We start from the raw sequence: 25,583 nt of genomic DNA on the forward strand, positions 1-25,583 counted from the left end.
CCGCCCGGTGCCGCCCCTCACCGCAGCACGGGACCGCCGACCGACGCCCACTCCGACCAGTGGCCGCTGGGCACCACCTGGTACCGGCCGCCGACGGGCCGCACCGGCGACCCCGCCAGCACCTCCAGCCGGCCGTCCGGGTTGGTCCCGACGTCCAGCGCGGACGTGCCCGGCCCGAACGACTCCCAGGCCGACCAGCCCGACCCGTTCTCCCAGCGGTGCCACGTGGCGGAGCCGTCGGTGGCGAACACCTCCAGCCGGCCGTCACCGTTGCGCCCGATGTGGACCTTCGCGTGCGCCGGCCCACCGAAGCCGGACCACGACCAGGCCCCGCCCGGCCCGTCCTGCGCGGCCCGCGCCAGCCCACCGGCACCGGAGGCGACCAGTTCCAGCGCACCGTCCGGCCGCCGCCCGACCGCGAGGTCGCCGACACCGCCGACCCGCCCCAGTTCCGCGAACCCGGCCTCCCACCCCGCCGGTCCCTGTCCGCGCCGCCGCACCACCCCGTCGGCGAGGGCGAACACCTGGAGCCCGCCCCGCGCGGCACGCCCCGTGGCCAGGGTGGCGTCCGCCGGCCCGCCGAACGCCGTCCACCCCGACCACTCGCCGCCGGGCGAGGTCTGCCACCGGTGGTAGATCCCCACGGGCCCGGACGCGAACACCTCCAGCCGACCATCCGCGTTCTGCCCCAACGTCATGCTCCGCGCGGCAGTTCCGAAGGACTCCCACTCGCCCCACCGGTCGGGCGAGGACTGGGCCCTGCGATCCACCCGCCCCTCCCCCGCCGCCAACACTTCCAGCCGCCCGTCGACGTTGCGCGCCAACGACAACACGGCCGAACGCGGCCCGCCGAACGGGTACCACTGCGACCACGACCCGCCGGGCGTCACCTGGTACCGCCCCCACACCTGGTCCGAGCCGCCGACGAACACCTCCTGCCGACCGTCCACACCGGACACGACGGCGACCCGGTCCGACGACGCGGACGACGCCTCCACCGAGTACTGCCGACTGCCGTCCCGGAAGTCCAGCCCCGCCAGCCACACCCCGCGCTGCCCCCACCCCGCGTGGCTGACCCACCACCGCCCGCCGTCCGCCACGACCTCGGCCGCGTGCGCGTAGACGTGCCCGCTCAACCCGTCGGCCGTGAACCGGAACGGATCGGCGCTGGTGAAGACGTCGGTGCCCACGTAACCGCCCCGCGGCCCGAGGAACAACCGCCAAGCCCCGTCGGCGAAGACCACGAACGGCGACTCGGTGTTGCCGCCGCCGACCCCCGACGACGGGTCGCGGAACGCGATCCCCCGCTCGCCCCAGTGCACCAGGTCCGTGCTGGTCCGGTACGCGACGACGTGGTTGCCGCCACTCGCCGGCTCGGTGGCGGTGTAGTACATGACCCACCGGTCCCCCACCCGCACCACGTGCGGGTCACGCGCCACCGCCCCGTCCCGGAACAACGGCCCACTGGGCAAGCGCGTCCACGTCTCCAGATCCCTCGACGTGGCCAGGTTGATCGCGTGCCGACTCGGGTCCGCGCCACCGCCCGCGTAGAACATGTAGTACAGGTCGCCGTGTTTGATCACGTGCGGCGCCCACAGGTGCGTTTCGCCGTAGGACGGGTCGGTGTGCAACGCGGGCGGCCGGGTGGTCCAGGGGCCGCGCAGGTCCGGTGCGGTGGCGTGGGCGAAGGTGTCCTCGTCCTCGTCATCGGCCGGTTCGGTGTGGGTGATGCCGAACAGGTGCCAGGTGCCCGCGTCGTCGCGGATGAGGGTGTGGTCGTTGATGTACCGGGCTTGGGTCGTGCTCGGGTCGTAGACCTGCACGAACGGCGTCGCGCCGACGTCGGCGACGGCCGTGGCGGGCGCCACCAGTGCGGCGACCACCACGGCCACGAGCAGCTTCACGACACACCCGGGCCGGCGGACCCGTTGAGCCAGGCCCACTCCGACCACGTTGAGAACCCGGTCTGCCACTTGTGGAACACGCCCGCCTGACTGGTGCCGAACACCTCGATCCGCCCGTCGGCGTTGTTCCCGGTCGCGACCTCCGCCCCGCCGGTGCCGAACGTCTCCCACCCCGAGTAGGGCGAATTCGGCCGCTGCTGCCAACTGTGCACAGCGGTGTCCCCGTTGATGGCGAACACCTCGACCCGCCCATCGACAGACCGCCCGGTAGCCAACTCTGCGTTCGCTATCCCGCCCGTGCCCTCCCACCCGGACCACGACGTGGAACCGGTCTGCCACTTGTGGAACACCCCGGCATGGCTGGACGCGAACACCTCAAGCCGCCCGTCCTGGTTGTGGCTCACCGCGACGTCCCGGCCACCCCCACCGAAGTCCTCCCACGCCGACCAGCCCCCGTTGGGCGAGGTCTGGTAGAGGTGCTGGAACGTGCTGTCCGACAGGGCGAACACCTCAAGCCGCCCATCCGGCGCGGCCTCCATCGCCAACCGCGACAGGGAAGGCCCACCCAACCCCTCCCAAGCCGACCACCCGGCCCCCGTCTGCCACCGGTGGAACACCCCACTGGCGTTGGACGCGACAACCTCGATCCGCCCGTCGGCGTTGGCCCCGACCGCGACCCGGTACCCACCACCCCCGAAGTTCGCCCACCCGGACCACGCCCCACTGGGCGAGGACTGCCACATGTGGTCGAAAGTGCTGTCGGACAAGGCGAACAACTCCAACCGCCCGTCCCCGTTGGCCGCGATCCCCAACTGGGCACCCCGCGGCCCACCCACGAACCGCCACTCCGACCAACCACCGTTCACGGCCGTCTGCCACGCGTGGTAAACCCCGTCCGCCCCGGCCGCGAACGCCTCCAACCGCCCATCAGCCGACCGAGCGGACACCACCCGCCCACTGGCATACGGATGCACCCGCCGCCCCATCCCACTCCACAACGCGTCCGCGATCACGACCGCGTCCCCCGCTTCCACCCCGTACCGGTACCGGTACTGCGCCGCGGGCCGCTGAACGTCGGCGGCGACGTCCCCGATCGAGGCGTTGTTCCAGGAGCCGTTGGGATACTCGCGCTCCATCCCGTTCAGGAAGGAGTTGGTGGCGAACACGGGATCGATGCACTGCGCCGGCTGACACCACCCAGCCGAGGGCCGCTGCTGGAAGAGCCCGAGCGAGTCGTGGTCGACGGCCTCGGAGTAGTTCATGATGCCGGTCTCCACGATCACGGTGGAGATCGCGATAGCGGCGGCGTGGCGGTTCAACCCCCGCGCACGCACGGTGTCGACGACCACCCGAGCACAGGACATCCGGTAGGCGGTCAGGTGCCCGGCCATCTTGGTCGCCAACTGCGGGTTCAACTGAGCGGCAAGATTGCCATCCATAGCCGACGGCCCGTTGGCGTCACAGGGAGCGGTGGCAATAGCGGCCCGCACGTCCTGCGGCCAGATCTCATCGGGATCAACGGGCTGCGCACCAGCAACCGGCACCCAAACACCCATCAAACAAAGCACAAGAACAAACACACGTCTCAACGACACAACTCCCCCTCAACGAAACATGAATTCGCGCGCGCAGCGCGCCAATAGGGCCTGGCGAGGTCACAACTCAACCCGGGCTTCTTGCTTGTGTCATCTCCGTATGGCCTGCCCGAAGGGCTACCGCGCTTTCCCGGGGTTGGGCCAAAAAGTTTTGCGAGGAACGAGCAAAAGTTTTTCGACCGACCCCGGGAAAGTGTGGTAGGCTCCGCCAGGCCATATGGAGATGGCACAAGCAAGAAGCCCCCGCTCTTTCTTTTGCTTTTGTGTCATCTTTGGCGGCCTGCCCGCCGGCGAGGCTCTTTTAATCTTTAAGAGTGACGCTGACGCTCTCAAGCCGAGCGCGCTTCGCGCTTGGGAGCGCTCCGCGCATTGGGACGCGCGGAGCGCTTGAAAGATTAAAAGCGCCTCGCCGGCGGGCAGGCCCCCGGGGGTGGAAGGGCGTCGGTTCGTTCCCCGTACGGCCTGCCGGAGGCAACCACCCTTCGCTGCTCTTGGCAACCGGTGAAGCGTGGTTGCCAAGAACAGCGAAGCGCGGTTGGGCTGCGCCCAGGCCGTACGGGGAACGAACCGAGGCCCTTCCTTGGGCTCAAGAGCCCAACAAAAGCGCGCCTGCGGCGCGAACCTCGCGACGCGCCTCGGCCCAGCGGCGGGCGGCTAGGCGATCGGGGGTCCGGCGGAAGCGTTCAACCACGACCATTCGGACCAGGTGGCGAAACCCGTCTGCCACTTGTGGTACACGCCCGCATGGCTGGTGCCGAACACCTCGATCCGCCCATCCGCGTTGTTCACCGCCGCCACCTCGGCCCCGCCGGTACCGAACGTCTCCCACCCCGAATAAGGCGCGTTGGGCCCGGTCTGCCACATGTGCGCGGCGGCGTCCGCGTTGATCGCCACCACCTCGACCCGCCCGTCCACCGTTCGGGCACTGGTCAGTTGCGAGTTCGCCGGTCCACCGACGCCCTCCCAGCCGGACCACGACGTGGCGTTGGTCTGCCATCGGTGGAACACGCCCACCGGGCCCGAGGCGAAGACTTCCAGCCTCCCGTCCGTGTTGTGGTTGACCGTCAGGTCGTGCCCGCCGCCGCCGAACGCCTCCCACGCCGACCAGCCGCCGTTCGGCGAGCTCTGGTAGACGTGCTCGAACACGCTGTCGGACAGGGCGAACACCTCAAGCCGTCCGTCCGGAGCGGCCTCCATCGCCAATCGCGACGACGGAGGTCCGCCCAATCCCTCCCAAGCCGACCAGTCAGCCGGTCCCGTCTGCCACCGGTGGAACACCCCACTCGCGTTGGACGCGAAGACCTCCACCCGCCCGTCGGCGTTGGCGCCCACCGCGACCCGGTACCCACCGCCGCCGAAGTTCGACCAACCCGACCACTCCCCGCTGGGACCGGTCTGCCACATGTGGTCAAAAGTGCTGTCCGACAACGCGAACAGCTCCAACCGGCCGTCGCCGTTGGCCGCGATCCCCAACTGGGCGCCGCGGGGCCCGCCCACGAACCGCCAGTCCGACCAACCGCCGTTCACGGCCGTCTGCCACGCGTGGTGCACCCCGTCCGCCCCGGCCGCGAACGCCTCCAACCGTCCATCAGCCGAGCGCGCCGACACCACCCGCCCACTGCCGTACGGGTGGGGACGGATCGCCGAGTCCTCGATGATCTTCCGGTACCGCAGTGCCTTGTAGTCGCCGTTGGGGTGGCCGTCGAGGTACCGGTCGTTGATGTTCGCGCGCAGGTGGGAGACCGGGGTGGAGCCGAAGGAGTAGTAGGCGAAGCCGCCCCGGTCGTCGGTCCACTCGTGGAAGATCAGGACGTGGTCCCAGTGCGAGTTGAGGATGTCGCCCGCCCTCAGGTCCGCGCGTGGGATCTCCTGCGAGTAGTCGGGCAACGTCCCGGTCCACGGGTTGGCGTCCAGGTGCCACGCCATCGCCACGTACCCCGAGCAGTCCCGGCGGTACCGGTAATCGCCGCCGGGACCCCACGCATAGCCCTGCTGGTCGTAGGGGCCGGGCTGGTGGTCGACCCAGTACTGGGCCCGCCAGATCACCTCGCTGCGGGTGATGGGGCCGCCGCGCACGGAGTCGGCGCGGGCCGGGGTGGTCGTGAGCAGTCCGCTCGACACGGCGGCCAGGACGGCGGGCAGCGCGAGGACGGTTCTTCGTCTCATCACGGGTGCCACAGGACGTCCATCATCACCGGCAGCTCACGGCCGATGCCGTTGCGCGCCACGCACTCGATCCAGTGGCCGCAGTCGTACTCGACCATCCAGCTGTTGCCGATCCCGCTGGCCAACAGGTGCTGGTGGAACTCGTAGGTCAGCCGGTGCGCCTGCGCCTCCAGCAGGTCGTCGTGCCGCGTGCCCGCGTACAGCACGGTGTGCACGCCGCTCAACCCGCTGACCCGGTGCCACGGGTTGTTGAACCCCCACGACCCGTCCCACGGCGCGCCGAACGGGCCGTCCAGCGGCAGGCCCTTCTCCGGCAGGGGCGCGGTGACGGCGGTGCGCATGCGCTGGTCTTCCAGGTTGTAACCGCCGGACATGCCGATGGCCATGCGGAACAGCCACGGCCGGTGGGTGGCGTGCCGGATCGCCGTGTAGCCGCCCATGGAGAACCCGGCCACCGCGCGGCCCTCGCGGGCGCGGATGGTGTTGAGGTTGTCGTCCACCCACGGGATCAGCTCGTCGAGGTGGAACCGGTCCCACTGCTGGACGCCGGCGGACTGGTTGACCCAGTTGGTGCCCCACCCGGCCCAGCCGGCCTCGGCGGCGACGGTGATGATCGGGTACCCGTGGGTGACGGCCTCGATGTTGGCCTCGTTGTGCCACGCGCCGGGGCTCTGCGCCCGCCCGTGGTACAGGTACAGCACCGGGTAGGAGACGTTGGGGTTGTAGTTGCTCGGCAGGGTGATGATCACGTCGTGGTAGGTCCACGCGAGGGCGCGGGTGTCCACGGAGTTGGTGTGGATGTTGACCACGTACGTGCGCGGCGTGGTCTGCATGACGTTGCGGACCTCGATGCCGTGGCCGTTGTGGAACTGCGGCGCGGCGCTCGCCGGCGTGGCGCCACCCAGCAGGCCGCCGAGCAGCACGAAGGTGAGCAGGATGACTTTGAGGCGTTTCACGTGCGGGTTCCTCCCCGGGATGAGCCGCGAGAGGTGAGTGGTCCCCTACCACCCGGTAGCTCTCGCTGCGCCCGGTAGCGCATCATGTGCGGAGTGTCAGGAGGTCCTTCGCTGGAGAACGCCGGAAATTCTGGAAACCCGGACGACGTGGCCGCGTTCGCCCGGGAGCTGAAGCACTGGACCCGGCGCGGGCCGCGCGGGCCGGTGAAGGTGGCGGCGCTGGCGAAGCGGCTCGCGGTGTCGCAGAGCACCCTGTACGCCTACCTCGCGGGCACCACCCTGCCGTCCAGCCAGGCCCTGGACGACCTGCTCACCGCGCTGGAGGTGCCCGCCGACGAGCACCGGCGGCTGGCCACCGAGCGCGACCGCCTGCACCGGCCGCGCGGGGCGGCCCGGCCGGACCGGCCGGCCGAGCTGCCCGCCGACCCGGCGGGGTTCACCGGTCGCGCGGCGGAGCTGGCGGCGCTGGACCGGGCGCTGGCCGAGGGTCCCCCGATCGTCGTGGTCGCCGGGCCGGCCGGGGTGGGCAAGACCGCGTTGGCGGTGCGCTGGGGGCACCGGGCGCGGTTCCCCGACGGATGCCTGTACGCCGACCTGCACGGCTACTCGCCGGGCGAGCCGCGCGAGCCGGGCGCGGTGCTCGCGGGCCTGCTGCGCAGCCTGGGCGTGGAGGACATCCCCGACGACCCGGCCGAGCGGGCGGCCCGGTTCCGCAGCGCCCTGGCCCGCAGGCGGCTGCTGCTGGTGCTGGACAACGCCCTGGACGTCAACCAGGTCCGGCCGCTGCTGCCCGGCGGGCCGCCCGCGTTCACCGTGATCACCTCGCGCACCGACCTCGCCGGGTTGCAGGTCCGGCCGGGGGCGCTGCGCGTGGACCTGCGGCCGTTCGGCCCCGACGACGGCGTGGAGCTGCTGCGCGCCCAGGTCGGGCCGCGCGTGGACCGGTCCGCGCCGGCCGCGTTGCGCCTGGCCGAGCGCTGCGGCGGGCTGCCGCTGGCGCTGCGGATCGTGGCCGCCCGCGCCCAGGGCGGGCGGTCGCTGGAGGAACTCGCCGACGGGTTGGGCCCCGGGCTGGACGGGTTCGACGTCGGCGACCCGGACACCGCCGTCCGCACGGTGTTCTCGTGGTCCCTGCGCCACCTCGACGCCCAGGCCGACCGCGACTTCCGCCTGCTCGGCGCGCACCCCGCGCACACCATCGCCGCGCCGGCCGCCGCGGCGCTGCTGGACACGACCGTGAAGGACGCCGCGAAACGGCTGGACGTGCTGGTCCGGGCGCACCTGGTGCAGCACTCGGCGGGCCGGTACGGCATGCACGACCTGGTCCGGGCGTACTCGCGCGAACAGCCGGTGGAGGGCCTGGACACCGCGCTGGACCGGTTCTTCGACCACTACACCGACACCCTGGCGGCGGTCATGGACGTCCTGCACCCGACGGCGGGCACCACGCCGAAGCTGCCCGTGCGCACCGCCCGCGACTGGCTGGACGCCGAGTGGGACACCCTGCTCACCCTGGTCCGCGCCGGCGCCGCCGCCCGCCTGGGCACCGAACTGCAACGCCACCTCGACCAGGGCGGGCGGCACAGCGACGCGCTGGTGGTCCTGGAGCACGTCCGGTCGGCGGCCCGCGACGCCGGCGACCGGGCCGCGGAAGGCGCGGCGCTCTACCACCTGGGCGTCGCCTACCTGCGCCTGGGCCGCCACCGGGAGGCGATGGAGCACCACCGCCAGGCGCTGGTGATCTGCCGCGAGGTCGGCGACCGCGACGGCGAGGCGGGGGCGTTGAACAACCTGGGCAACCTCCACGAGCGGCTGGGCCACTACCCCGAGGCCCTGGCCCACTACCGGCAGGCCCTGGCGCTGGTCGAGGGCTTCCGCAAGGGCCGCGCGGTGCTGCTGGTCAACATCGGCGTCGTCCACGCCCGGCTGGGCGACCACGAGGCGGCGGTGCGGGCCTACGAGAAGGCCCTCGCGACGTTCACCGACCTGGGCGACCAGGGCGGCATGGCCCGCGCGGTGGGGAACCTGGCGGAGGTCCACCACCTGGCGGGCCGGCCCGAGCAGGCGTTCGCGTTGTTCGCACGGGCCTTGGACCTGGCGCGGGAGATGGGCGCACGGGGCATCGAAACAGAGGTGCTGAACAACCTGGGCGCGGCGCACGCGGCCACCGGCCGCACCGACCTGGCCGCCGGCACCTACGCCGACGCCCTGGCGGTGGCGCGCGAGGTCGGCGACCGGTACGAGGAGGCGCGGGCGCTGGAAGGCCTGGGCACGGTGACCGGCGAGGTCGAGCGCTGGCGGGACGCCCTGGCCGTCTACCGCCAACTCGACCTGCCCGAGGCCGCCCGCGTGGCGGACCTCCTCGCCGGCCGAACCCCGCCCGCCGGCCCCTAGGGTCGGGGGTGTGGATGCGAAGACCGTCGACACCTCGACGACCGCGTGGCGCCAGTGGCAGGACAGTCCGTGGGGACGGTTGCGGTACGCGCTGGCCGAGCACAACCTGGCCCGCCACCTCGGCGACGCGCCGCTGCGGGTGCTCGACCTGGCCGGCGGGGACGGGTCCGACGCGGTGCGGCTGGCCGTGCGGGGCCACGACGTGACAGTGCTCGACAACTCCCCCGCGATGCTCGCCGCCGCCGCCGAACGCGCCGCCGCCGCCGGGGTCACGATCACCCGCGTCGAGGCGGACATCGCCGACCTGCCCGAGACGGCTTACGACGTCGTGCTGTGCCACAACATCGTCCAGTACCGCGACGACGCGCTCGCCCTGGCTCTGGACGCGCTGCGGCCGGGTGGCCTGCTGTCGGTCATGGCCATCAACCGGCACGCCGCTCCCCTGGTCACCGCCGTGCGCCGACTCGACCCGGCCGCCGCCCTGGCCGCCCTGGACACCGATCAAGCGCACACGGCCACGTTCGACACGACGATCACCCTCTACACCGCCGAAGACCTCAGCCGGCTCATGCGCGTCTCCGGGTGCCGGGTCCTCGCGCACTACGGCATCCGCGCGGTGTGCGACTACATCGCCGACGACGAGCGCAAGCACGACCCGGCCTTCTACGCCGACCTGGAACGCCTCGAACTCGCCCTCACCGACCGGGAGCCCCACAAGCACACCGCCCGGCTCTTCCAACTCGTCGGCCGCAAGGACGTCCCGTGACCCGCCGCCTCACCAGGCCCCGCCGCCGGCGTCCGCCGGCGGTCGAGGACCAGGCCCGGGCCGCGGGCGCTCAGGTCACCTGCAAGCCCACCACGCACGTGTCGTCGTCGGTGTTGGAGTCGCTGCCGTCCAGCAGGTCGTCCAACCGGTCCTCCAGCGTCCCCTCGAAGCGGGCCGACACCACCAGCAGCCGTTCCAGGCACTCGTCCAGCGGCACGTCCCGCCGTTCGATCAACCCGTCGGTGTAGAGCAGCAGGGTGTCCCCGACCTCCAGCTGCACCTCGTCCTGCTCGTAGGTCCCCTCCGCCAGGGCGCCCAGCAGCACACCGCTCAGCAGCGGCAGCGCCGTCGCCTTGCCGCCCCGCACCAGCACCGGCGCGGGGTGGCCGGCCCGCGCCCACCGCAGCACCCGCGTCTCCGGGTCGTACACCCCGCACACCGCCGTCGCCAGGATGTGGTCGGTCAGGTGGTGCGCCACCAGGTTCAGCCAGGTCAGCATCTGCCCCGGCCCGGCGCCGGTCGCCGCCAAGCCCCGCAACGCGTTGCGCAGCACGACCATCCCGGTGGCGGCCTTGATGCCGTGCCCGGTGATGTCGCCGACCGACAGCAGCACCTGCTTGGACGGCAGCACCACCGCGTCGTACCAGTCGCCGCCCACCACGTGGTCGCCGCCGCTGGGCCGGTAGCGCACCGCGATCCGCAGCCCGAACGCCTCGATCGACGGCTCCGCCGCCGGCATGATCGCGTGTTGCAGCTGCACGGTCAGCCGTTGCTGCTCGGCAACGTGCTGCTCGGTGTCGGCCAGCCGGTCCCGCGTGGCCGACAGGGCGACCTCGGTCCAGTGCTGCGCCGAGATGTCCTGGAACGCCCCGCGCACCGCCAGCAGGTGCCCGCTCGGGTCCAGCACGGGTTCGGCCACCACCCGGATGTGCCGGGCCACGCCGTCGGGCCGCAGCAGCCGGAACGCCGCCGACCCGGCCCGCCGGTAGCGCAGGACGGTCCGCAGGAACCGGTCGATGGCGGGCACGTCGTCCTCGTGGGCGTGGGCGGTCAGCTGCGCCAGCGGCACCGGGTCGGCCGCCGGTTCCAGGCCCCACAGCGAGTAGAGCTGGCTGCTCCAGGTGATCTCGCCCAGCGCGGTGTTCTCCTCGAACCCGCCGACCCGGCCCAGCCGCTGGGCGTGCTGCAACAGCGTCGCCAGCCGCGCGACCTCGTCCTCCACCCGCCACACCACCAGCACCGCGTCGCCGTGGCGGGTGATGCTGATCGCGGCCACCACGGTCAGCGGGACCTGGTCGACCATCTCGGTGAAGGTCATCCGCTCGGTGCGGAACGACTCGCCGGTGGCGTAGACGTGCTCGACCTTGTCGAACAGCTGCCCGGCGCCGGCCATCGGGTAGGCCTCCAGCAGCAGCGCCCCGGACACCAGGCCGCGCGGCCGGCCGGTCAGGTCGACGAACGCCGGGTTGAGGTGCGCGATGCGGAAGTCCGCCAGCGCGCCCGTGTCGTCCAGGTGCGGCCGGAGCACCAGGGCCGAGTCGAACAGCCCGTCGGCCAACGCCTCCAGCTCCGACACGTCCGGGGTGGTGGCCGCGGCGGCGTCGGCGTCCAGCGCGTGCCCGCACAGCTCGGCCAGCGCGTCCAACTGCCGGTGTACGGGCTGGGGCTGCGGCTCCAGCGGACGCGGCCAGCACACCTCCAGCACGCCCAGCAGCCGGCCGCCGGTCACCGTGGGCAGCACGGCCCGCCCGCCGGACGGCCCCACCGACGGCAGGCCGGCCGCGGCGAGGTCCTCGATCCACACCGGTTCGCGCTCGATCAGCGCCCGCCGCGCCGGGGTGGCCACGCCCGGCGGCACGTACCGCCACCGGCTCGCCTCGCCGGGGGTGATGCCCGCGAACCCGGCGAGGGTGAGCGAGGAGTCGGTGGCCGCCGACCAGATCGCCACTGCCGTCGCGCCCAACGGCCGCGCCGCGTGCGCCAGCACCGACTCGGCGACCCGTTGCGTGTCGCCGCCGGACAGGACCGCGCTCTCGGCGGTGCGCAGCCGCACCGCCGCCGACAGCTCGTCGCTCGCCCGCACCAGGAACTCGCCGACCGCCTCGGTGACCCGGTCCTGCGCGGCCTGGTTGACCAGGTCGGCCGCCAGCTCCAGCGGGGTCACCGACGCCTGCTCGGCCAGCGTCTCCAACTGGCGGGCGGCGTGCGCGGGACCGCAGCGCAGCCGTTCCACCAGCACGCCCTTGGCCAGCTCGATCAGGGCGCGGCCGTCGGCGGCGGCGTTGGCCTCCTGGATCTCCCGCCGCAGCCGCTCGACGGTCGCGGCCAGGCGGCTGACCGGTGTCGCGCTCACGCGCCCAGCCAGCGCTTGACGGAGGCCACCAGGGCGTCGGCGTCGACCGGCTTGGTGACGTAGTCGTTCGCGCCCGACGCCAGGCTCTTCTCCCGGTCGCCCAGCATCGCCTTGGCGGTGACCGCGATGATCGGCAGGTCGGCGTGGTCGGGCATGTCCCGGATCGCCGCCGTGGCCGCGTAGCCGTCCATCTCGGGCATCATCACGTCCATCAGCACCAGGTCGATCTCCGGGTGGCCCTGGAGGGTGTCGATGCCCTCGCGGCCGTTCTCGGCGTGCAGCACGTGCACGCCGTGCAGCTCCAGGATGCTGCTCAGCGCGAACAGGTTGCGGGCGTCGTCGTCCACGATGAGCACGGTCCGGCCGGCCAGGCTGCCGTCCACCGGCCGGGGCTCGGGGGTGGTCGGGTCCTCGCGGCGCACCAGCGGCAGCACGTCGCCGGGCGCCTCCGCGCTCAGGTGCAGGGCGATCCGCTCACGCAGTTCGTCCAGGCTGGACAGCAGCTCCAGCGGCTGCGGGCCGGTGCGGGACTGCAACGCCCGTTCCTGCTGCGGGTCCAGCCGCCGGTTGTTGTGCGCCAGCACCGGCACGGTGCGCAGGGCCGCGTCGCCGTCCATGGTCTCCAGCAGCCGCAGCGCGGCCCCGCCGGGCATGTCCAGCTCCAGCACCACGCAGTGGAACGCCTCGGCGGCCAGCGCGGCGGCGGCCTCCTCCGCGCCGATCGCGGTCACCACCTGCACCGGGCCGCGCTGGTCGTGGCTGTCGGTGAGGTCGGCGACGGCGCTGCCGGCCACCAGCGACAGCAGGCCCTGCGGCCGTTCCTCGACCACGAGCAGCCGCCGCTGGTGGGTCTGCGGCGACGGCGCGGGCTCGACGTCCTGGGGCGCGGTGTCGGTGTGCTGGGTGGTCGCGGTCTCGGCGAAGTCCGGCCGCGCCACCGGCAGGTACAGGGTGAACGTGCTGCCCTGGCCCGGGGTGCTCTCGGCGGTGATCGCGCCGCCGAGCAGGTAGGCGATCTCGCGGCTGATCGACAGGCCCAGGCCGGTGCCGCCGTACTTGCGGCTGGTGGTGCCGTCGGCCTGCTGGAACGCGCCGAAGATCGACTCCAGTTGCTGCTCGGCGATGCCGATGCCGGTGTCGATCACCCGGAACGCCAGGGCCGCGCCGTGCCGGCGCACGGTCGTGGGCGGCTCGTCCGGGGCGGCCGGTTCGATGCGCAGCTCGACGCTGCCGGTCTCGGTGAACTTCACCGCGTTGGACAGCAGGTTGCGCAGCACCTGGCGCAGCCGCGAGTCGTCGGTGAGCAGGTCGGCCGGGACGCCCGGCGCGGTGGTGACCCGGAACCCGAGGCTCTTCTGCGTGGTCATCGGGCGGAAGGTGACCTCGACGTAGTCCAGCAGCCGGCGCAGCGGCACCCGCTCCGGGCTGACGTCCATCTTGCCCGCCTCCACCTTGGACAGGTCGAGGATGTCGTTGATCAGTTGGAGCAGGTCCGAGCCCGCCGAGTGGATGATGCCCGCGTACTCGACCTGCTTGGGGGTGAGGTTGCGGGTCGGGTTCTGGGCCAGCAGCTGGGCCAGGATGAGCAGGCTGTTGAGCGGGGTGCGCAGCTCGTGGCTCATGTTGGCCAGGAACTCCGACTTGTACTTCGAGGCCAGCGCGAGCTGCTGGGCGCGGGCCTCCAGCTCCTGGCTGGCCAGCTCGATCTCCAGGTTCTTGGCCTCGATGTCGCGGTTCTGGCTGGCCAGCAGCGCGGCCTTGTCCTCCAGCTCGGCGTTGGAGGCCTGCAACTCCTCCTGCCGCGCCTGGAGTTCCTCCGAGCGGGCCTGGAGCTCCTCGGCCAGGCGCTGGGACTCGGTGAGCAGCTCGTCGGTGCGGGAGTTGGCGATGATGGTGTTGACGTTGACCCCGACGGTCTCCATGAGCTGGTCGAGGAAGTCGCGGTGGATGCGGGTGAACCGGTGCACCGAGGCCAGCTCGATCACGCCCAGCACCTGGTCCTCCACCACGATCGGCAGCACCAGGATGTTCACCGGCGAGGTCTGGCCGAGACCGGAGGTGATGGTCAGGTAGTCGCCGGGGACGTCGTCCACGGTGATCGGGCGGCGGCTGCGGGCGGCCTGGCCGACCAGGGACTGGCCGAAGGTGAACCGGGACGGGCGGCCCGGCTCGTCGGGGCCGCCGTAGGAGCCGATCAGCCGCAGCTCGGCCGTGTCGGTGGTGTCGTCGGCCAGGTAGAACGCGCCGTACTGGGCCGAGACGAGCGGGGTCAGCTCGTCCATCACCAGCTCGGCGACGACCTCCAGGTCCCGGCGGCCCTGCATGAGGCTGGAGATGCGGGCCAGGTTGGTCTTGAGCCAGTCCTGGTCGCGGTTGGCCCGGGTGGTCTCGCGCAGCGACTCCACCATCGAGTTGATATTGTCCTTGAGCTCGGCGACCTCGCCGGAGGCCTCGACCGTGATGGACCGGGTCAGGTCGCCCTCGGCGACCGCGCTGGTGACCTCGGCGATCGCGCGCACCTGGCGGGTGAGGTTGCCGGCCAGCTCGTTGACGTTCTCGGTGAGCCGCTTCCAGGTGCCCGAGACGCCCTCGACCTCGGCCTGGCCGCCCAGCCGGCCCTCGCTGCCCACCTCGCGGGCCACGCGGGTGACCTCCGCGGCGAACGCGGAGAGCTGGTCGACCATGGTGTTGATGGTGGTCTTGAGCTCCAGGATCTCGCCGCGCGCGTCCACGTCGATCTTGCGGGTCAGGTCGCCCTGCGCGACGGCGGTGGTGACCTGGGCGATGTTGCGGACCTGGTTGGTCAGGTTGTTCGCCATGAAGTTGACGTTGTCGGTCAGGTCCTTCCACGTGCCCGCCACGTTCGGCACGCGCGCCTGACCACCGAGGATGCCCTCCGTGCCGACCTCGCGGGCCACGCGGGTGACCTCGTCGGCGAACGCGGAGAGCGTGTCGACCATCGTGTTGATCACGCCGGCCAGCGCGGCGACCTCGCCCTTGGCCTCGACGGTGATCTTCTGGCTCAGGTCGCCGCGGGCCACCGCCGTCGCGACCTGGGCGATCGAGCGCACCTGGCCGGTCAGGTTGGAGGCCATGACGTTGACGTTGTCGGTCAGGTCCTTCCAGGTGCCCGACACGCCCCGCACGGTGGCCTGGCCGCCCAGGTTGCCCTCGGTGCCGACCTCGCGGGAGACGCGGGTGACCTCGTCGGCGAACGCCGAGAGCTGGTCGACCATCGTGTTGATGGTCTCCTTCAGCTCCAGGATCTCGCCGCGGGCGTCCACGCGGATCTTCTGGGACAGGTCGCCGCGCGCGACGGCCGTGGTGACCTGGGCGATGCTGCGGACCTGCGCGGTGAGGTTGTCGGCCATGACGTTGACCGACTCGGTGAGGTCCTTCCAGGTGCCGGAGACGCCCTTGACGTCGGCCTGGCCGCCCAGCCGCCCTTCGGTGCCGACCTCGCGGGCCACCCTGGTGACCTCGTCGGCGAACGCGGACAGCTGGTCCACCATCGTGTTGATGGTGTTCTTCAGTTCGAGGATCTCGCCCCGCGCGTTGACCGTGATCTTCTGGGAGAGGTCGCCGCGCGCGACGGCGCTGGAGACCTGAGCGATGGAGCGGACCTGCGCGGTGAGGTTGCCCGCCATGAAGTTCACCGAGTCGGTGAGGTCGCGCCAGGTGCCCGAGACGCCCTTGACGTCCGCCTGCCCGCCCAGCGCGCCTTCGGTGCCCACTTCGCGGGCCACGCGGGTGACCTCGTCGGCGAACGCGGACAGCTGGTCGACCATGGTGTTGATGGTGTTCTTCAGTTCGAGGATCTCGCCCCGGGCGTTCACAGTGATCTTCTGGCTGAGATCACCGCGGGCCACCGCCGTCGCGACCTGCGCGATGTCGCGGACCTGGTCGGTGAGGTTGCCCGCCATGAAGTTCACCGAGTCGGTGAGGTCACGCCAGGTGCCGGCGACGCCCGGGACCTGCGCCTGACCGCCCAGCCGGCCCTCGCTGCCGACCTCGCGGGCCACGCGGGTCACCTCGTCGGCGAAGCTGGAGAGCTGGTCGACCATCGTGTTGACGGTCTCCTTCAGCTCCAGGATCTCGCCGCGCGCGTCCACGTCGATCTTCTGCGACAGGTCGCCGCGCGCGACCGCCGTGGCGACCTGCGCGATGTCGCGGACCTGGCTGGTGAGGTTGCCCGCCATGGCGTTGACGGAGTCGGTGAGGTCGGCCCACGTGCCCGACACGCCCGGGACCTGCGCCTGGCCGCCCAGGACGCCGTCGGTGCCGACCTCGCGGGCCACGCGGGTGACCTCCGAGGTGAACAGCGAGAGCTGGTCGACCATGCCGTTGAAGACGGTCGCGATCTCGCCGAGCAGGCCGTCGGCCTCCTCCGGCAGCCGGGTCCGGAAGTCGCCGTCGCGCACGGCGGTCAGGCCCGCCAGGAGTTGGCGCAGCTCCACCTGGTCGCCACCGCCCCGGGCGCCGTCGCCGCCTTGGCCCCTGCCCCGGGCAGCGCGCACTGATCCCGCAGCCGCGTCTGTCATCTCCACCCTCGCTCCGTCCGCAGGCCGGTGGGAACACGGCTCGCGGGGCGGTCGGGGTGGGGTGGGGAGCGTGGACGTGGGTCGTCAGCGCATCCTCCCGCCGCACGGCGGCCGACCGTCGCGAAGCCGGTCACACGGGATGCTGCGCTGTTGAACATCCACTTCGGGGGAGACTCTACGGCACCTCCGTCCGGTGGCCGCCGCCGCGGTCCGCCAGACACCGCCCACGGCAAGACACCGTCCACAGTGGACCTGCCGGCGCGAAGGCGAACGGTCCGTCCGCCGCGACCCCGGCTCGGGGGATCGCCGCGGACGGACCGCATCAACCGGTTTTCCGGTACTTCCCAGTGCTTGCCTGCCTATCCGCGGATCATCGCCGCCTGCGGTCAATCGCTGTCGGCGTAGGAGAAGGTCTCCTGGTGGTAGGCGCCGTGGTCACTCGCGTAGGCCTCTTCGTTGTGGTAGCCCGCGCTCGACCCGTCGTGGTGGCCACCGCCGTGATGGCCGTCGTGGGTCCACGAAGTGGTACTGAACGAACCCGCGCCGTGCGGACCCGCCGCCGCGGCGTGCTCGTGGAAGTACGTGTTGCCGTGGTCGTCGGCGAAGGCGACCACGGTGTGCGCCCACGCGCCGCCGGGGCCCGCGACAGCGGTCTGCTGACCGTACGCAGCGTCAGCGAAAGCCAGGCCCGCGCCGGCGACCAGCATGGGCGCGGCCAGGGCGCCCGCGGCGATCAGGCGGTGGAGAGTACGCATTGAAAAACCTCCATCTGTAAGGGACTTGCGTTCCCATGATGGACACCGGCGCATCGACACGCCGCGCAGTTACCCCATTGTGTAAAGCCGTCCCTCGGTGACTGTGCGTAACAGGCGTTGGTGTGACGGAGGGTGACGTTTAGCGGTGTGCTTCAGGCCACGTCCAGGGGAATACCGGTCTCACCCACCGTTCGGGCGTGACCGGGGTCCGGTTGGCGGGCCGGGGCGACGGTCGGGAACCCGTCAGCGCCGGCGGACCGCCCAGGCCACGGCCGCGCCCAGCACCAGCCCGCCGACCACGTCCGACGGCCAGTGCACGCGGGTGCGCACGCGGCTGTAGGCGATCACCGCGACCAGCGGCGCGACGGCCGCCCCCGCCCGCGGGCTCTCCGCGCCCACCGCCGTGCCGAACGCCGCCGCCGTCATCGCGTGCTTGGACGGGAACGACGACGAGTCGGGCCGCTCCGGCAACGCCCGCCGCGCCGGCAGCCGGGACGCGGGCGGTCGCCGCCGGAACACCGCCCGGCTCAGCAGGTGCCCCAGCGGCAGCGCCACGCCGGCCGCCACCAGGCCGCGCACCGCCGCCCGCCGCTCCCCCACCCCGGCGAGGACCGCCGCGACCGGCACCCACACCGCTCCGCCCCGCGCCACCAGGCTCGCCGCCACCACCCACGCGGGCGGCCGGGAGGTCGGCATGGCGTAGCTGTCGCGCAGCGACTCCCGGTCGAGCTCGGCCACCTCGGCCAGGGGATCACGTGTCGGCATCTCACCGTCTTACCCGGTCACGGCGACTCTCAACACATCCGCAACCGGTCCCGCAGCGTCCGCGCCACCTGCGCCATCAACGCCTCGGCGCCCGGCTGCACGACGGCCGGCACCCGCGACTCCGTCAACGCCGCCACCGCGTAGGTCTGGCCGTCGGCGTGCTCGACCACCCCGACCTCGTGCCGCATGTTGAGCACCGTTCCGGTCTTGGACGCCCACCGGCTCGCGTCGGACATGAAGTCCGGGGCCAGCCGGTGCCGCAGCACGTTGTCCCGCATCAGCTCCCGCACCCGGGCCGCGACCGCCGGCGTGATGGTCGTGGGCCGCCACAGGCCCTGCAACAGGTCCACGAACGCGCGTGCCGACCCGGCGTTGGCCCGGCTGATGTCCAACTGCGGCACGGGGTGGCCGCGTCCCTCGGTGGCGGCCGTGATCGCCAGCGAGTGCGCCAGGTGGACCTCGGCGGGCGCGAACCGCTCGGCCGGCGTCTCGACCAGGTCCTGCATCAGGTGGCGGACCGCGATGCCGTCGTAGCCAAGCCGGCGCAGCTCGGCGGTGACGGCCGCGGGCGGGGTGAGGGCGAACAGGGCGTCGGCGGCGACGCTGTCGCTGATGGACGTGCTCAGGTAGAGCAGGTCCTCCAGCGCGATGGTGGCCGGGTGGCGGAACCTGCTCACGCCGGTCGGCCCGGGGATCGCGCTGCGGCCGGGCGCGAGGACCACGGGCGTGGCCGGGTCGAGTTCGCCGCGCGCGACGCGTTCCAGCGTGGCCACCGCCAGCGGCACCTTGACCAGCGACGCCACCGGGAACTCCACCTCGGGGTCGATGCCCAGCTCGTCGCCGGTGTCCAGGTCGCGGACCAGGAACGAGCCGCGCAGGCCGCCGTCCTCCAGCGCCGCCCGCAGGTCGCGCAGCACGGCGGTGGTCACGACGCCCCCAGGCACGGGCCGACCAGCGGGAGCGCGCGGACGCGGTTCGCGTCGTCGCGGGACCGGGCCGTCACGTCGTAGCCGCGCGCGACCCGCACCTCGCCGATCGGGCGCCAGTGCAGCCCGAGGTCGTCGGCCTGGGCGGGCGAGCACAGCAGGAGGTCGGCGGAGGCCAGGACCTCGGCGGTGGCCGCGACCAGCGAGGACGTGACGACCACCTGGGCGGGTCGCAGCCCGACGGCGGCGCCGAGGCGGGTGATCCGGTCGCGGACGTGCGGCACGTCGTCCTCCGCCTCGACCCAGATCCGGCGGCGCGGACCCCGGTCGGCGCGACCGGCGCGCAGCGTCTCGACGTAGACGGCGGTGGCCGGTCCCGGGTCGTCGCGGCCGGCGAGCCCGAGCGGCACCCGCCACACGCCGTCGTCCGGCGGCACCGCGACCAGCGCGGCCCGCACCTCCAGCGTCCGGGCGAGTTCGGCGCGCCGGGCCGGCGGCGCGGGGTGCGGGTCCAGCGTCAGGTCGTGACGGCGGGCGTCGGCGACCAGCCGGGCCAACGGCCGCGCGGCGCTGACCAGCGGCACCGCCAGCCGGAACGGCCGCCGCCGGGCCTGCTCGGCGTCGTGCTCCAACGCCTCGGCCAGCTCCACCAGCCGCCGCGCGGAGGGCAGCAGCTCCCGCCCGAACGGGGTGAGCGAGACGCTGCGCGAGGACCGCGTGAGCAGCCGCGCGCCGAAGTGCTTCTCCAGCGCCGCGATCCGCCGGCTGGCCACCGACTGCGGGATGCGCGCGGCGGCGGCCCCGGCCGTGAAGCTCCCGCACCCGCTGACGGAGACGAACGCCTTGCACGCCGCGACCACGTCCACACGCTCACTATATGCCGGATCGGCATCAATCGGCTCGATCCCGTCTTGGACGGCATAGCCGGGCGCTGGAACCCTGGCTGTCGTGACCGGACGTACGGTGCCCGCCCGACTGACCCGCCGCACGCTGCTCGGCGCGGCCCTCCTGCCCCTGGCCGCCTGCACGACCCCGCCGCCCGCTCCGCCGGCCACCCAGACCACGACGATTGCCCAGATCGCGACGACTGCCCCGCCCACCACCACGCCGGCAGTCGAGCACCACTCGCGTTTGTACGAGTTGGAAAGCAACTTCGCGGCGCGCCTGGGCGTCTACGCAGTGGACACCGGTTCCGGCGCGACCATCGCCCACCGCGCCGACGAGCGCTTCGCGTTCTGCTCGACGTTCAAGGGCCTGGCCGCGGCGGCCGTCCTGCACCGCCACCCGCTGTCCCGCCTGGACACGCTGGTGACCTATTCGGAAACGGACCTGATGAGGAGCTCCACCATCACCAGGCAGCACGTCGCCACCGGCATGACCCTGCGCGACCTGTGCGACGCGGCCGTCCGCCACAGCGACGGCACCGCCGGCAACCTCCTCCTGCGCGAGGTGGGCGGCCCGGCGGGGTTCACGCAGTTCGTCCGCGCGCTCGGCGACACGGTCACCCGCATGGACCGGTGGGAACCGGACCTCACCAGCGCGATCCCGGGCGACCCGCGCGACACGACCTCGCCCCGAGCGATCGGGACCACCTACCGCGAAGTCGTCCTGGGCGAGGCCCTGCCGCCGGAGCGGCGGGACTTCCTCCGCGACCTCCTCGAACGCAGCACCACCGGCGCCCGCCGCGTCCGCGCCGGACTGCCCCCGGGCTGGCGGGCGGCCGACAAGACCGGCACCGGCGACCGCGGCACGGTGAACGACATCGCCCTCGCCTGGCCGCCCGACGCGAAGCCGCTGGTCATCGCGATCATGTCCGACAAGTCCGAGCCCGACGCGAACTACGACGAAGCCCTCTTGGCCCAGGCCGCGGCCTACGTGGCGGAAACCCTGACATGACCTTGCGCACCACCGTCCTGACCCTGGTCGTCGCCCTCCTGCTCGCCACCGGCGCGGTGGTCTACCTCGGCCTCGACCACCGGTTGCCGGTCTACGACCCGCAGCCGGGACGTCCGCTGGCGATCCTCGAAGAGGTGCCGGGCCCGCCGACGGGCCCGGTGTGCGACCTGGACAACCGGTACGTCGACGAGAACCCCGAGGGCCTGCACCCGGACGTCCTGGCCGCGTGGCACCGGCTGACCGCGGCGGCGGCCACCCAGAACGTCCGGCTGTGCCTGAACGACGGCAAGCGCAGCAACGCCCAGCAGCGGGCGGAGTTCGAGGACGCCGTGCGCAAGTTCGGCACGGAGGAGCTGGCCGCGAAGTACGTCCTGCCGCCGGAGCGGTCCCAGCACGTCAAGGGGCGCGCGGTGGACATCCAGCCGCACTCGTCGGCCCTGTGGGTCGAGCGCAACGCGGCCACGCTGGGCTGGTGCCGGCGCTACGACAACGAGTACTGGCACTTCGAGCACGACCCGGCCTACGCGACGACCGGCTGCCCGCCGCTGCTGCCCAGCGCGACCGGCTAGTCGAGCAGTTCCACGGTCACCGCCGCCACGTCGCCCACCTCCAACGACTCCGCCTCGCGCACCGCCCGCTTGACCGGCAGCACGTAACACCCCCGGGCGCTGTCCGGGAAGATCGACGTGGACCACGACGTGCCGCCCACCGTGACCCGCACGCGCACCGACCCGAACCCGCGGCGCGCGCCGCCGACCAGCTCGCGGACGTCCTCGGAGGACTCGGCGGGCAGGCTCACGAACACCCAGCTGTCGTCGCGGCGGGCGTCCCAGATCCACAGTTCGGCGTCGAAGTCGATGACCACACCGCGAGGATCGCACGGGGCACCGACAATTCCGGGCGTGCCCACCGACGGGCGTTCCCACCGACGGGCGTTCCCACCGACGGGCGTTCCCACCGACGGGCGTTCCCACCGACGGGCGGGGCGCGCCGGCAGCGTTTACGGTGACTGTCCAAGCTGGACGATGCATCGGGAAGCGGGTGACCGGTGGACGCCTCACGCTGGGCACGGGCCGTGGCCGTGGTGTCGGCGCTCGCGCTGGCCGGGTGCGGCGGCGGCGAGGAGAGCACCGCCCCGTCCGTCACCGGCGACCCGCCGCGGCCCACGACGTCCGCGGCCCCCACCGCCGACCCCGCGACCACCACCCTGGCCCAGGCCGCCGTGCTCACCCCGAACGACCTGGGCGGGCCGTGGGCGGTCTTCCGGCCCGAGACGGCGGCCGAGGCGGTGACCGAAGGCGACTGCGGTCACGACACGCAGTACGCCAAGCTGCCGCTGTCCGCCCGGCACGTCGGCCCGCAGCTGCAACGCGGCGACGCGAAGTGGTACGTCTCCTCGGCCTCCGCGGTGTTCCCCGACGAGACCGGGGCGAAGGAGTGGGTCGAGACGCGCAAGTCCGGCGCGTACGTCGAGTGCCGCCGCGCGGCGCTGGAGAAGGAGCAGAAGGACGCCGGCGACCAGCGGTTGTCGGTGAAGACCGCCGAGACCACCGGTCCGGGCCTCGGGGAGAACGGCTACGAGGGGTACGTGCGCTACCAACTGCACGCCGACACCGGCGACGGGCCGCGACCGGCGAACGGCTCGTTCAGCCGCCACACCTACCGCGTCGGGCGGACCGTGATCTCCGTGTCGGTGGACGTCGTGAGCAGCCAGAACGACCCGCCGGACCTGCCGGACAAGGTGGCCGACGAGATCAAGAAGGGCCTGACCGCCGCGTTCGCGCGGGTCCGTTAGCCCAGCAGCAGTTCGGGCAACCGGGCCAGGGCGCGGCGGAACGGGGCGCCGTCGTCGAACAGGCGCCCGTAGACCAGGCCGCCCTCCGCCCAGGCGAAGGCGTCCTCGGCCGCCGCGCGGGCGTCCTCGGGTGACCGGCCGCCCCGGCGCGCCACGTCGGCCATCGCGGAGATCCACACCTCGGCCACCTGCGCCGCCCGCCGCCGCACGCCCTCGGGCGCGCCGCTGAGCGGCAGGGTGTCCAGCACGCACGACAGCAGCCCGCCACCGTAGAACGCGCTGATCCGCTCCGCCGTGCGCATGACGCCCGTGCGCGGGTCGGGGTCGGTGCGCATCGGTTCCAGCAAGTCCTGGAACAGCCGCTCGACCCGCCCCATCACGGCTTCGGCCATCTGCGCCTTGCCGTCGGGGAACCGGTGGTAGAGCGACGCGCGCTTGAGCCCGGTGGACTCGGCGAGCGCGCCCAGGGACGCGCCTTCGTAGCCGGTCGTGCGGAACACCTCCGCGAGCCGGTCGTACAACTCGTCGTCCTGCACCGACGGTGGACGCGCCATACCACCTGTTTACCGAACGAACGGTCAAGACGCAAGGTCGGCTTGGCCACATTGCTTTACCGATCGTTCGGTAATAACTTCGACCACGTCACCGAGCAAGCCCCGAGGGAAGGAACCGGACATGCCGTACATCAAGGTCGGGCAGGAGAACACCGCCGACATCAACCTCCACTACACCGACCGCGGCGCCGGGCAGCCGGTCGTGCTGATCCACGGCTACCCGCTGTCGGGCGCGTCCTGGGAGAAGCAGGAACAGGCGCTGCTGGAGGCAGGCCACCGCGTGATCACCTACGACCGCCGCGGCTTCGGCCAGTCCAGCCAGCCCAGCACCGGCTACGACTACGACACCTTCGCCGACGACCTGCACCGGGTCCTGACCGCGCTGGACCTGACCGACGTCGTCCTGGTCGGCTTCTCCATGGGCACCGGCGAGGTCGGCCGCTACCTGGCCCGCCACGGCTCGGCGCGGGTGGCCAAGGCCGCGTTCCTGGCGTCGCTGGAGCCCTACCTGCTCAAGACCGAGGACAACCCGACCGGGGTGGACGGCTCGGTGTTCGCGGGCATCGAGGCCGCCGCCAAGTCCGACCGCTACGCCTGGTTCGACCAGTTCTACGCCGACTTCTACAACCTCGACGAGAACCTGGGCACGCGGATCAGCGAGGCGGCCGTGCGCACCAGCTACGCGATCGCGGCCGGCGCGGGCGCGAAGGCCTCGTGGGCCGTGGTGCAGTCCTGGCTGACCGACTTCCGGGCCGACATCCCGAAGATCGAGCAGAGCGGCGTGCCGACGCTGATCGTCCACGGCACCGGCGACCGCATCCTCCCGGTCGACGCCTCGGGCCGCGAGTTCGCCAAGCGGCTGCCGAACGCGCGGTACATCGAGATCGAGGGCGCGCCGCACGGCTTCCTGTGGACCCACGGCGACGAGGTCGCCCGGATCCTGGTGGAGTTCCTGGCCGGCTGAGCCGACCCCCACGCGCTCCGCACGGGTGCTCCCCGGGCGGAGCGCGGGGCCGTCCTACGCGGTGAGGGCCCGGGCGATGTCGTCCCACAGGTCGTCGGGGTCCTCGATGCCGACCGAGAGCCGGATCGTCCCGCCGGAGATGCCGGCCGCGTTCAGCTCCTCCTCGGTGAGCTGGCGGTGCGACGTGCTGGCCGGGTGCAGCACCAACGTCTCCGTGCCGCCCAGCGACGGGGCCAGGTGCACCAGGTCGAGCGCCTTGACGAACCGCCGGCCCGCGTCCGCGTCGGCCAGGTCGAACGAGAACGCGCTGCCGAACCCGTCCAGCAGCTTGGCCGCCACGTCGTGGCTGGGGTGGGTGGGCAGGCCCGGCCAGTGGACGGCCCGCACGGACGGGTGCCCGACCAGGCGGTGGGCCAGGACCGCGGCGTTCTCCTCGTGCCGGCGCATCCGCAGCGCCAGGGTGCGCAGGCCGCGGAGGGTGAGCCAGGCCGCGAACGGGTCCGGGGTCACGCCCAGCTCGATGCCGTGCTGCCAGACGTGGCGGTGGCGCTCGGCGTCGGCGAACACCGCCACGCCGCCGGTGACGTCGCTGTGGCCGCCCAGGTACTTCGTGGTCGAGTGCACGACGACGTCCGCGCCGTGCTCGATCGGCCGGCACAGCAGCGGCGTGGCGAAGGTGTTGTCCACGACCACCAGCGCGTCGCCGGACGCCGCCGACACCGCCGCCAGGTCGCTGACGTGGCCGGTCGGGTTGGAGATCGTCTCCAGGTAGAGCACCCGGGTCGTGGGGCGCAGCGCGGCGCGGACCTCGGCGGGGTCGTGCCCGCCGACGAAGGTCAGCTCGATGCCCCAACGCGCCGCCAGGTCGTGCAGGAGGGCGTGGGTGCCGCCGTAGAGGGAGCGTTGGGCGATGACGTGGTCGCCGGCGGAGAGGGTGGCGAGCAGGACCGCGTTGATCGCGCCCATGCCGGAGGACGTGGCCAGTGCGGCGGCGCCGCCTTCCAGGTCGGCGAGGGCGTTCTCCAGGGTGCGGACGGTCGGGTTGCCCAGGCGGGTGTAGACGAAGGCCCCGTCCGGGCGGTTCATCGCGTCGGCGAAGGTGTCCGGGTCGCTGAACGCGAAGCCGGAGGTCTGGTGCAGCGGCACGGCCAGCGGGCGGCTGCCGGTCAGGTCGGGGACGGCCGGGTGGACGAGTCGGGTGTCTGGGCGCATGGGCTCGATCTTGGGGTGCACGATTGGTTCGTGCCGAGAGC

19 protein-coding genes are annotated in these 25,583 nt (G+C 72.7%); 6 read left to right on the plus strand and 13 right to left on the minus strand.

What is annotated here, in order from left to right:
* Positions 1–17 precede the first annotated feature (17 nt).
* The 4 genes from ABD126_RS25320 to ABD126_RS25335 all read right to left on the minus strand — a co-directional run bounded on the left by ABD126_RS25320 (position 18) and on the right by ABD126_RS25335 (position 6,621).
* Complete coding sequence (locus tag ABD126_RS25320) at positions 18–1,904, minus strand: DUF8189 domain-containing protein (protein WP_343936400.1); 1,887 nt, start codon at positions 1,902–1,904, stop codon at positions 18–20.
* A complete protein-coding gene (locus tag ABD126_RS25325) occupies positions 1,901–3,319 on the minus strand; it encodes a PLL family lectin (protein WP_343936401.1) in 1,419 nt (472 codons plus the stop codon). Before ABD126_RS25325 ends, ABD126_RS25320 begins: the two co-directional genes overlap by 4 nt.
* Before the next feature lie 834 nt (positions 3,320–4,153).
* On the minus strand, positions 4,154–5,665 hold the full coding sequence (locus tag ABD126_RS25330) for a PLL family lectin (RefSeq protein ID WP_486374853.1): 1,512 nt from the start codon (positions 5,663–5,665) through the stop codon (positions 4,154–4,156).
* Positions 5,665–6,621 carry an alpha/beta hydrolase gene (locus tag ABD126_RS25335; RefSeq protein WP_343936404.1) on the minus strand — a complete coding sequence of 319 codons (957 nt, stop codon included), beginning with the start codon at positions 6,619–6,621 and terminating at the stop codon, positions 5,665–5,667. The genes ABD126_RS25330 and ABD126_RS25335 overlap by 1 nt, the downstream gene beginning before the upstream one ends.
* 147 nt (positions 6,622–6,768) lie before the next feature.
* Here ABD126_RS25335 and ABD126_RS25340 point away from each other — a divergent pair, with 147 nt between their 5' ends.
* Together ABD126_RS25340 and ABD126_RS25345 are read left to right on the plus strand one after the other, a co-directional pair.
* On the plus strand, positions 6,769–9,015 hold the full coding sequence (locus ABD126_RS25340) for an ATP-binding protein (protein WP_343936406.1): 2,247 nt from the start codon (positions 6,769–6,771) through the stop codon (positions 9,013–9,015).
* Between the two features lie 10 nt (positions 9,016–9,025).
* On the plus strand, positions 9,026–9,781 hold the full coding sequence (locus ABD126_RS25345; RefSeq protein ID WP_343936408.1) for a class I SAM-dependent methyltransferase: 756 nt from the start codon (positions 9,026–9,028) through the stop codon (positions 9,779–9,781).
* Between the two features lie 70 nt (positions 9,782–9,851).
* Here ABD126_RS25345 and ABD126_RS25350 read toward each other — a convergent pair whose 3' ends face one another.
* The 6 genes from ABD126_RS25350 to ABD126_RS25375 all read right to left on the minus strand — a co-directional run bounded on the left by ABD126_RS25350 (position 9,852) and on the right by ABD126_RS25375 (position 19,987).
* Positions 9,852–12,134: a SpoIIE family protein phosphatase gene (locus ABD126_RS25350; protein WP_343936410.1), complete on the minus strand. Its 2,283-nt coding sequence runs from the start codon at positions 12,132–12,134 to the stop codon at positions 9,852–9,854.
* Complete coding sequence (locus tag ABD126_RS25355; RefSeq protein ID WP_343936474.1) at positions 12,131–16,675, minus strand: HAMP domain-containing protein; 4,545 nt, start codon at positions 16,673–16,675, stop codon at positions 12,131–12,133. Before ABD126_RS25355 ends, ABD126_RS25350 begins: the two co-directional genes overlap by 4 nt.
* 386 nt (positions 16,676–17,061) lie before the next feature.
* Positions 17,062–17,430, minus strand: a complete 369-nt coding sequence (locus tag ABD126_RS25360) for a hypothetical protein (RefSeq protein WP_343936412.1) — start codon at positions 17,428–17,430, stop codon at positions 17,062–17,064.
* 243 nt (positions 17,431–17,673) lie between these two features.
* Entirely contained in the window at positions 17,674–18,195 is a 522-nt protein-coding gene (locus ABD126_RS25365) for a phosphatase PAP2 family protein (RefSeq protein WP_343936413.1), read from the minus strand.
* Between the two features lie 29 nt (positions 18,196–18,224).
* Entirely contained in the window at positions 18,225–19,124 is a 900-nt protein-coding gene (locus ABD126_RS25370) for a serine hydrolase (protein WP_343936414.1), read from the minus strand.
* A complete protein-coding gene (locus tag ABD126_RS25375; protein ID WP_343936416.1) occupies positions 19,121–19,987 on the minus strand; it encodes a LysR family transcriptional regulator in 867 nt (288 codons plus the stop codon). Before ABD126_RS25375 ends, ABD126_RS25370 begins: the two co-directional genes overlap by 4 nt.
* 82 nt (positions 19,988–20,069) lie before the next feature.
* Between ABD126_RS25375 and bla the strand changes: the two genes are divergently transcribed.
* Both bla and ABD126_RS25385 read left to right on the plus strand, forming a co-directional pair.
* Positions 20,070–21,017 carry a class A beta-lactamase gene (gene bla / locus ABD126_RS25380; protein ID WP_343936417.1) on the plus strand — a complete coding sequence of 316 codons (948 nt, stop codon included), beginning with the start codon at positions 20,070–20,072 and terminating at the stop codon, positions 21,015–21,017.
* Complete coding sequence (locus ABD126_RS25385; RefSeq protein WP_343936419.1) at positions 21,014–21,586, plus strand: D-alanyl-D-alanine carboxypeptidase family protein; 573 nt, start codon at positions 21,014–21,016, stop codon at positions 21,584–21,586. Before bla ends, ABD126_RS25385 begins: the two co-directional genes overlap by 4 nt.
* Here ABD126_RS25385 and ABD126_RS25390 read toward each other — a convergent pair.
* The gene (locus ABD126_RS25390) at positions 21,583–21,882 is read right to left on the minus strand and encodes a DUF1905 domain-containing protein (RefSeq protein ID WP_343936420.1); all 300 of its coding nucleotides are present in this window, start codon (positions 21,880–21,882) and stop codon (positions 21,583–21,585) included. The two genes, ABD126_RS25385 and ABD126_RS25390, sit on opposite strands and share 4 nt — an antisense overlap.
* A 183-nt stretch (positions 21,883–22,065) precedes the next feature.
* Here ABD126_RS25390 and ABD126_RS25395 point away from each other — a divergent pair, with 183 nt between their 5' ends.
* Complete coding sequence (locus ABD126_RS25395; RefSeq protein WP_343936421.1) at positions 22,066–22,812, plus strand: hypothetical protein; 747 nt, start codon at positions 22,066–22,068, stop codon at positions 22,810–22,812.
* Here the strand turns inward: ABD126_RS25395 and ABD126_RS25400 are convergent.
* Entirely contained in the window at positions 22,809–23,366 is a 558-nt protein-coding gene (locus tag ABD126_RS25400) for a TetR/AcrR family transcriptional regulator (RefSeq protein WP_343936422.1), read from the minus strand. The two genes, ABD126_RS25395 and ABD126_RS25400, sit on opposite strands and share 4 nt — an antisense overlap.
* Before the next feature lie 121 nt (positions 23,367–23,487).
* On the opposite strand from ABD126_RS25400, the gene ABD126_RS25405 reads away from it, so the two are divergent.
* Positions 23,488–24,330 (plus strand): alpha/beta fold hydrolase, encoded by an 843-nt coding sequence (locus ABD126_RS25405; RefSeq protein ID WP_343936423.1) that lies wholly within the window; start codon positions 23,488–23,490, stop codon positions 24,328–24,330.
* Between the two features lie 54 nt (positions 24,331–24,384).
* Here the strand turns inward: ABD126_RS25405 and ABD126_RS25410 are convergent, their stop codons facing one another.
* A complete protein-coding gene (locus ABD126_RS25410) occupies positions 24,385–25,542 on the minus strand; it encodes a trans-sulfuration enzyme family protein (RefSeq protein WP_343936424.1) in 1,158 nt (385 codons plus the stop codon).
* Positions 25,543–25,583: the final 41 nt, after the last annotated feature.

It is taken from the genome of Saccharothrix mutabilis subsp. mutabilis (assembly GCF_039521145.1).
GTDB lineage: Bacteria > Actinomycetota > Actinomycetes > Mycobacteriales > Pseudonocardiaceae > Actinosynnema > Actinosynnema mutabilis.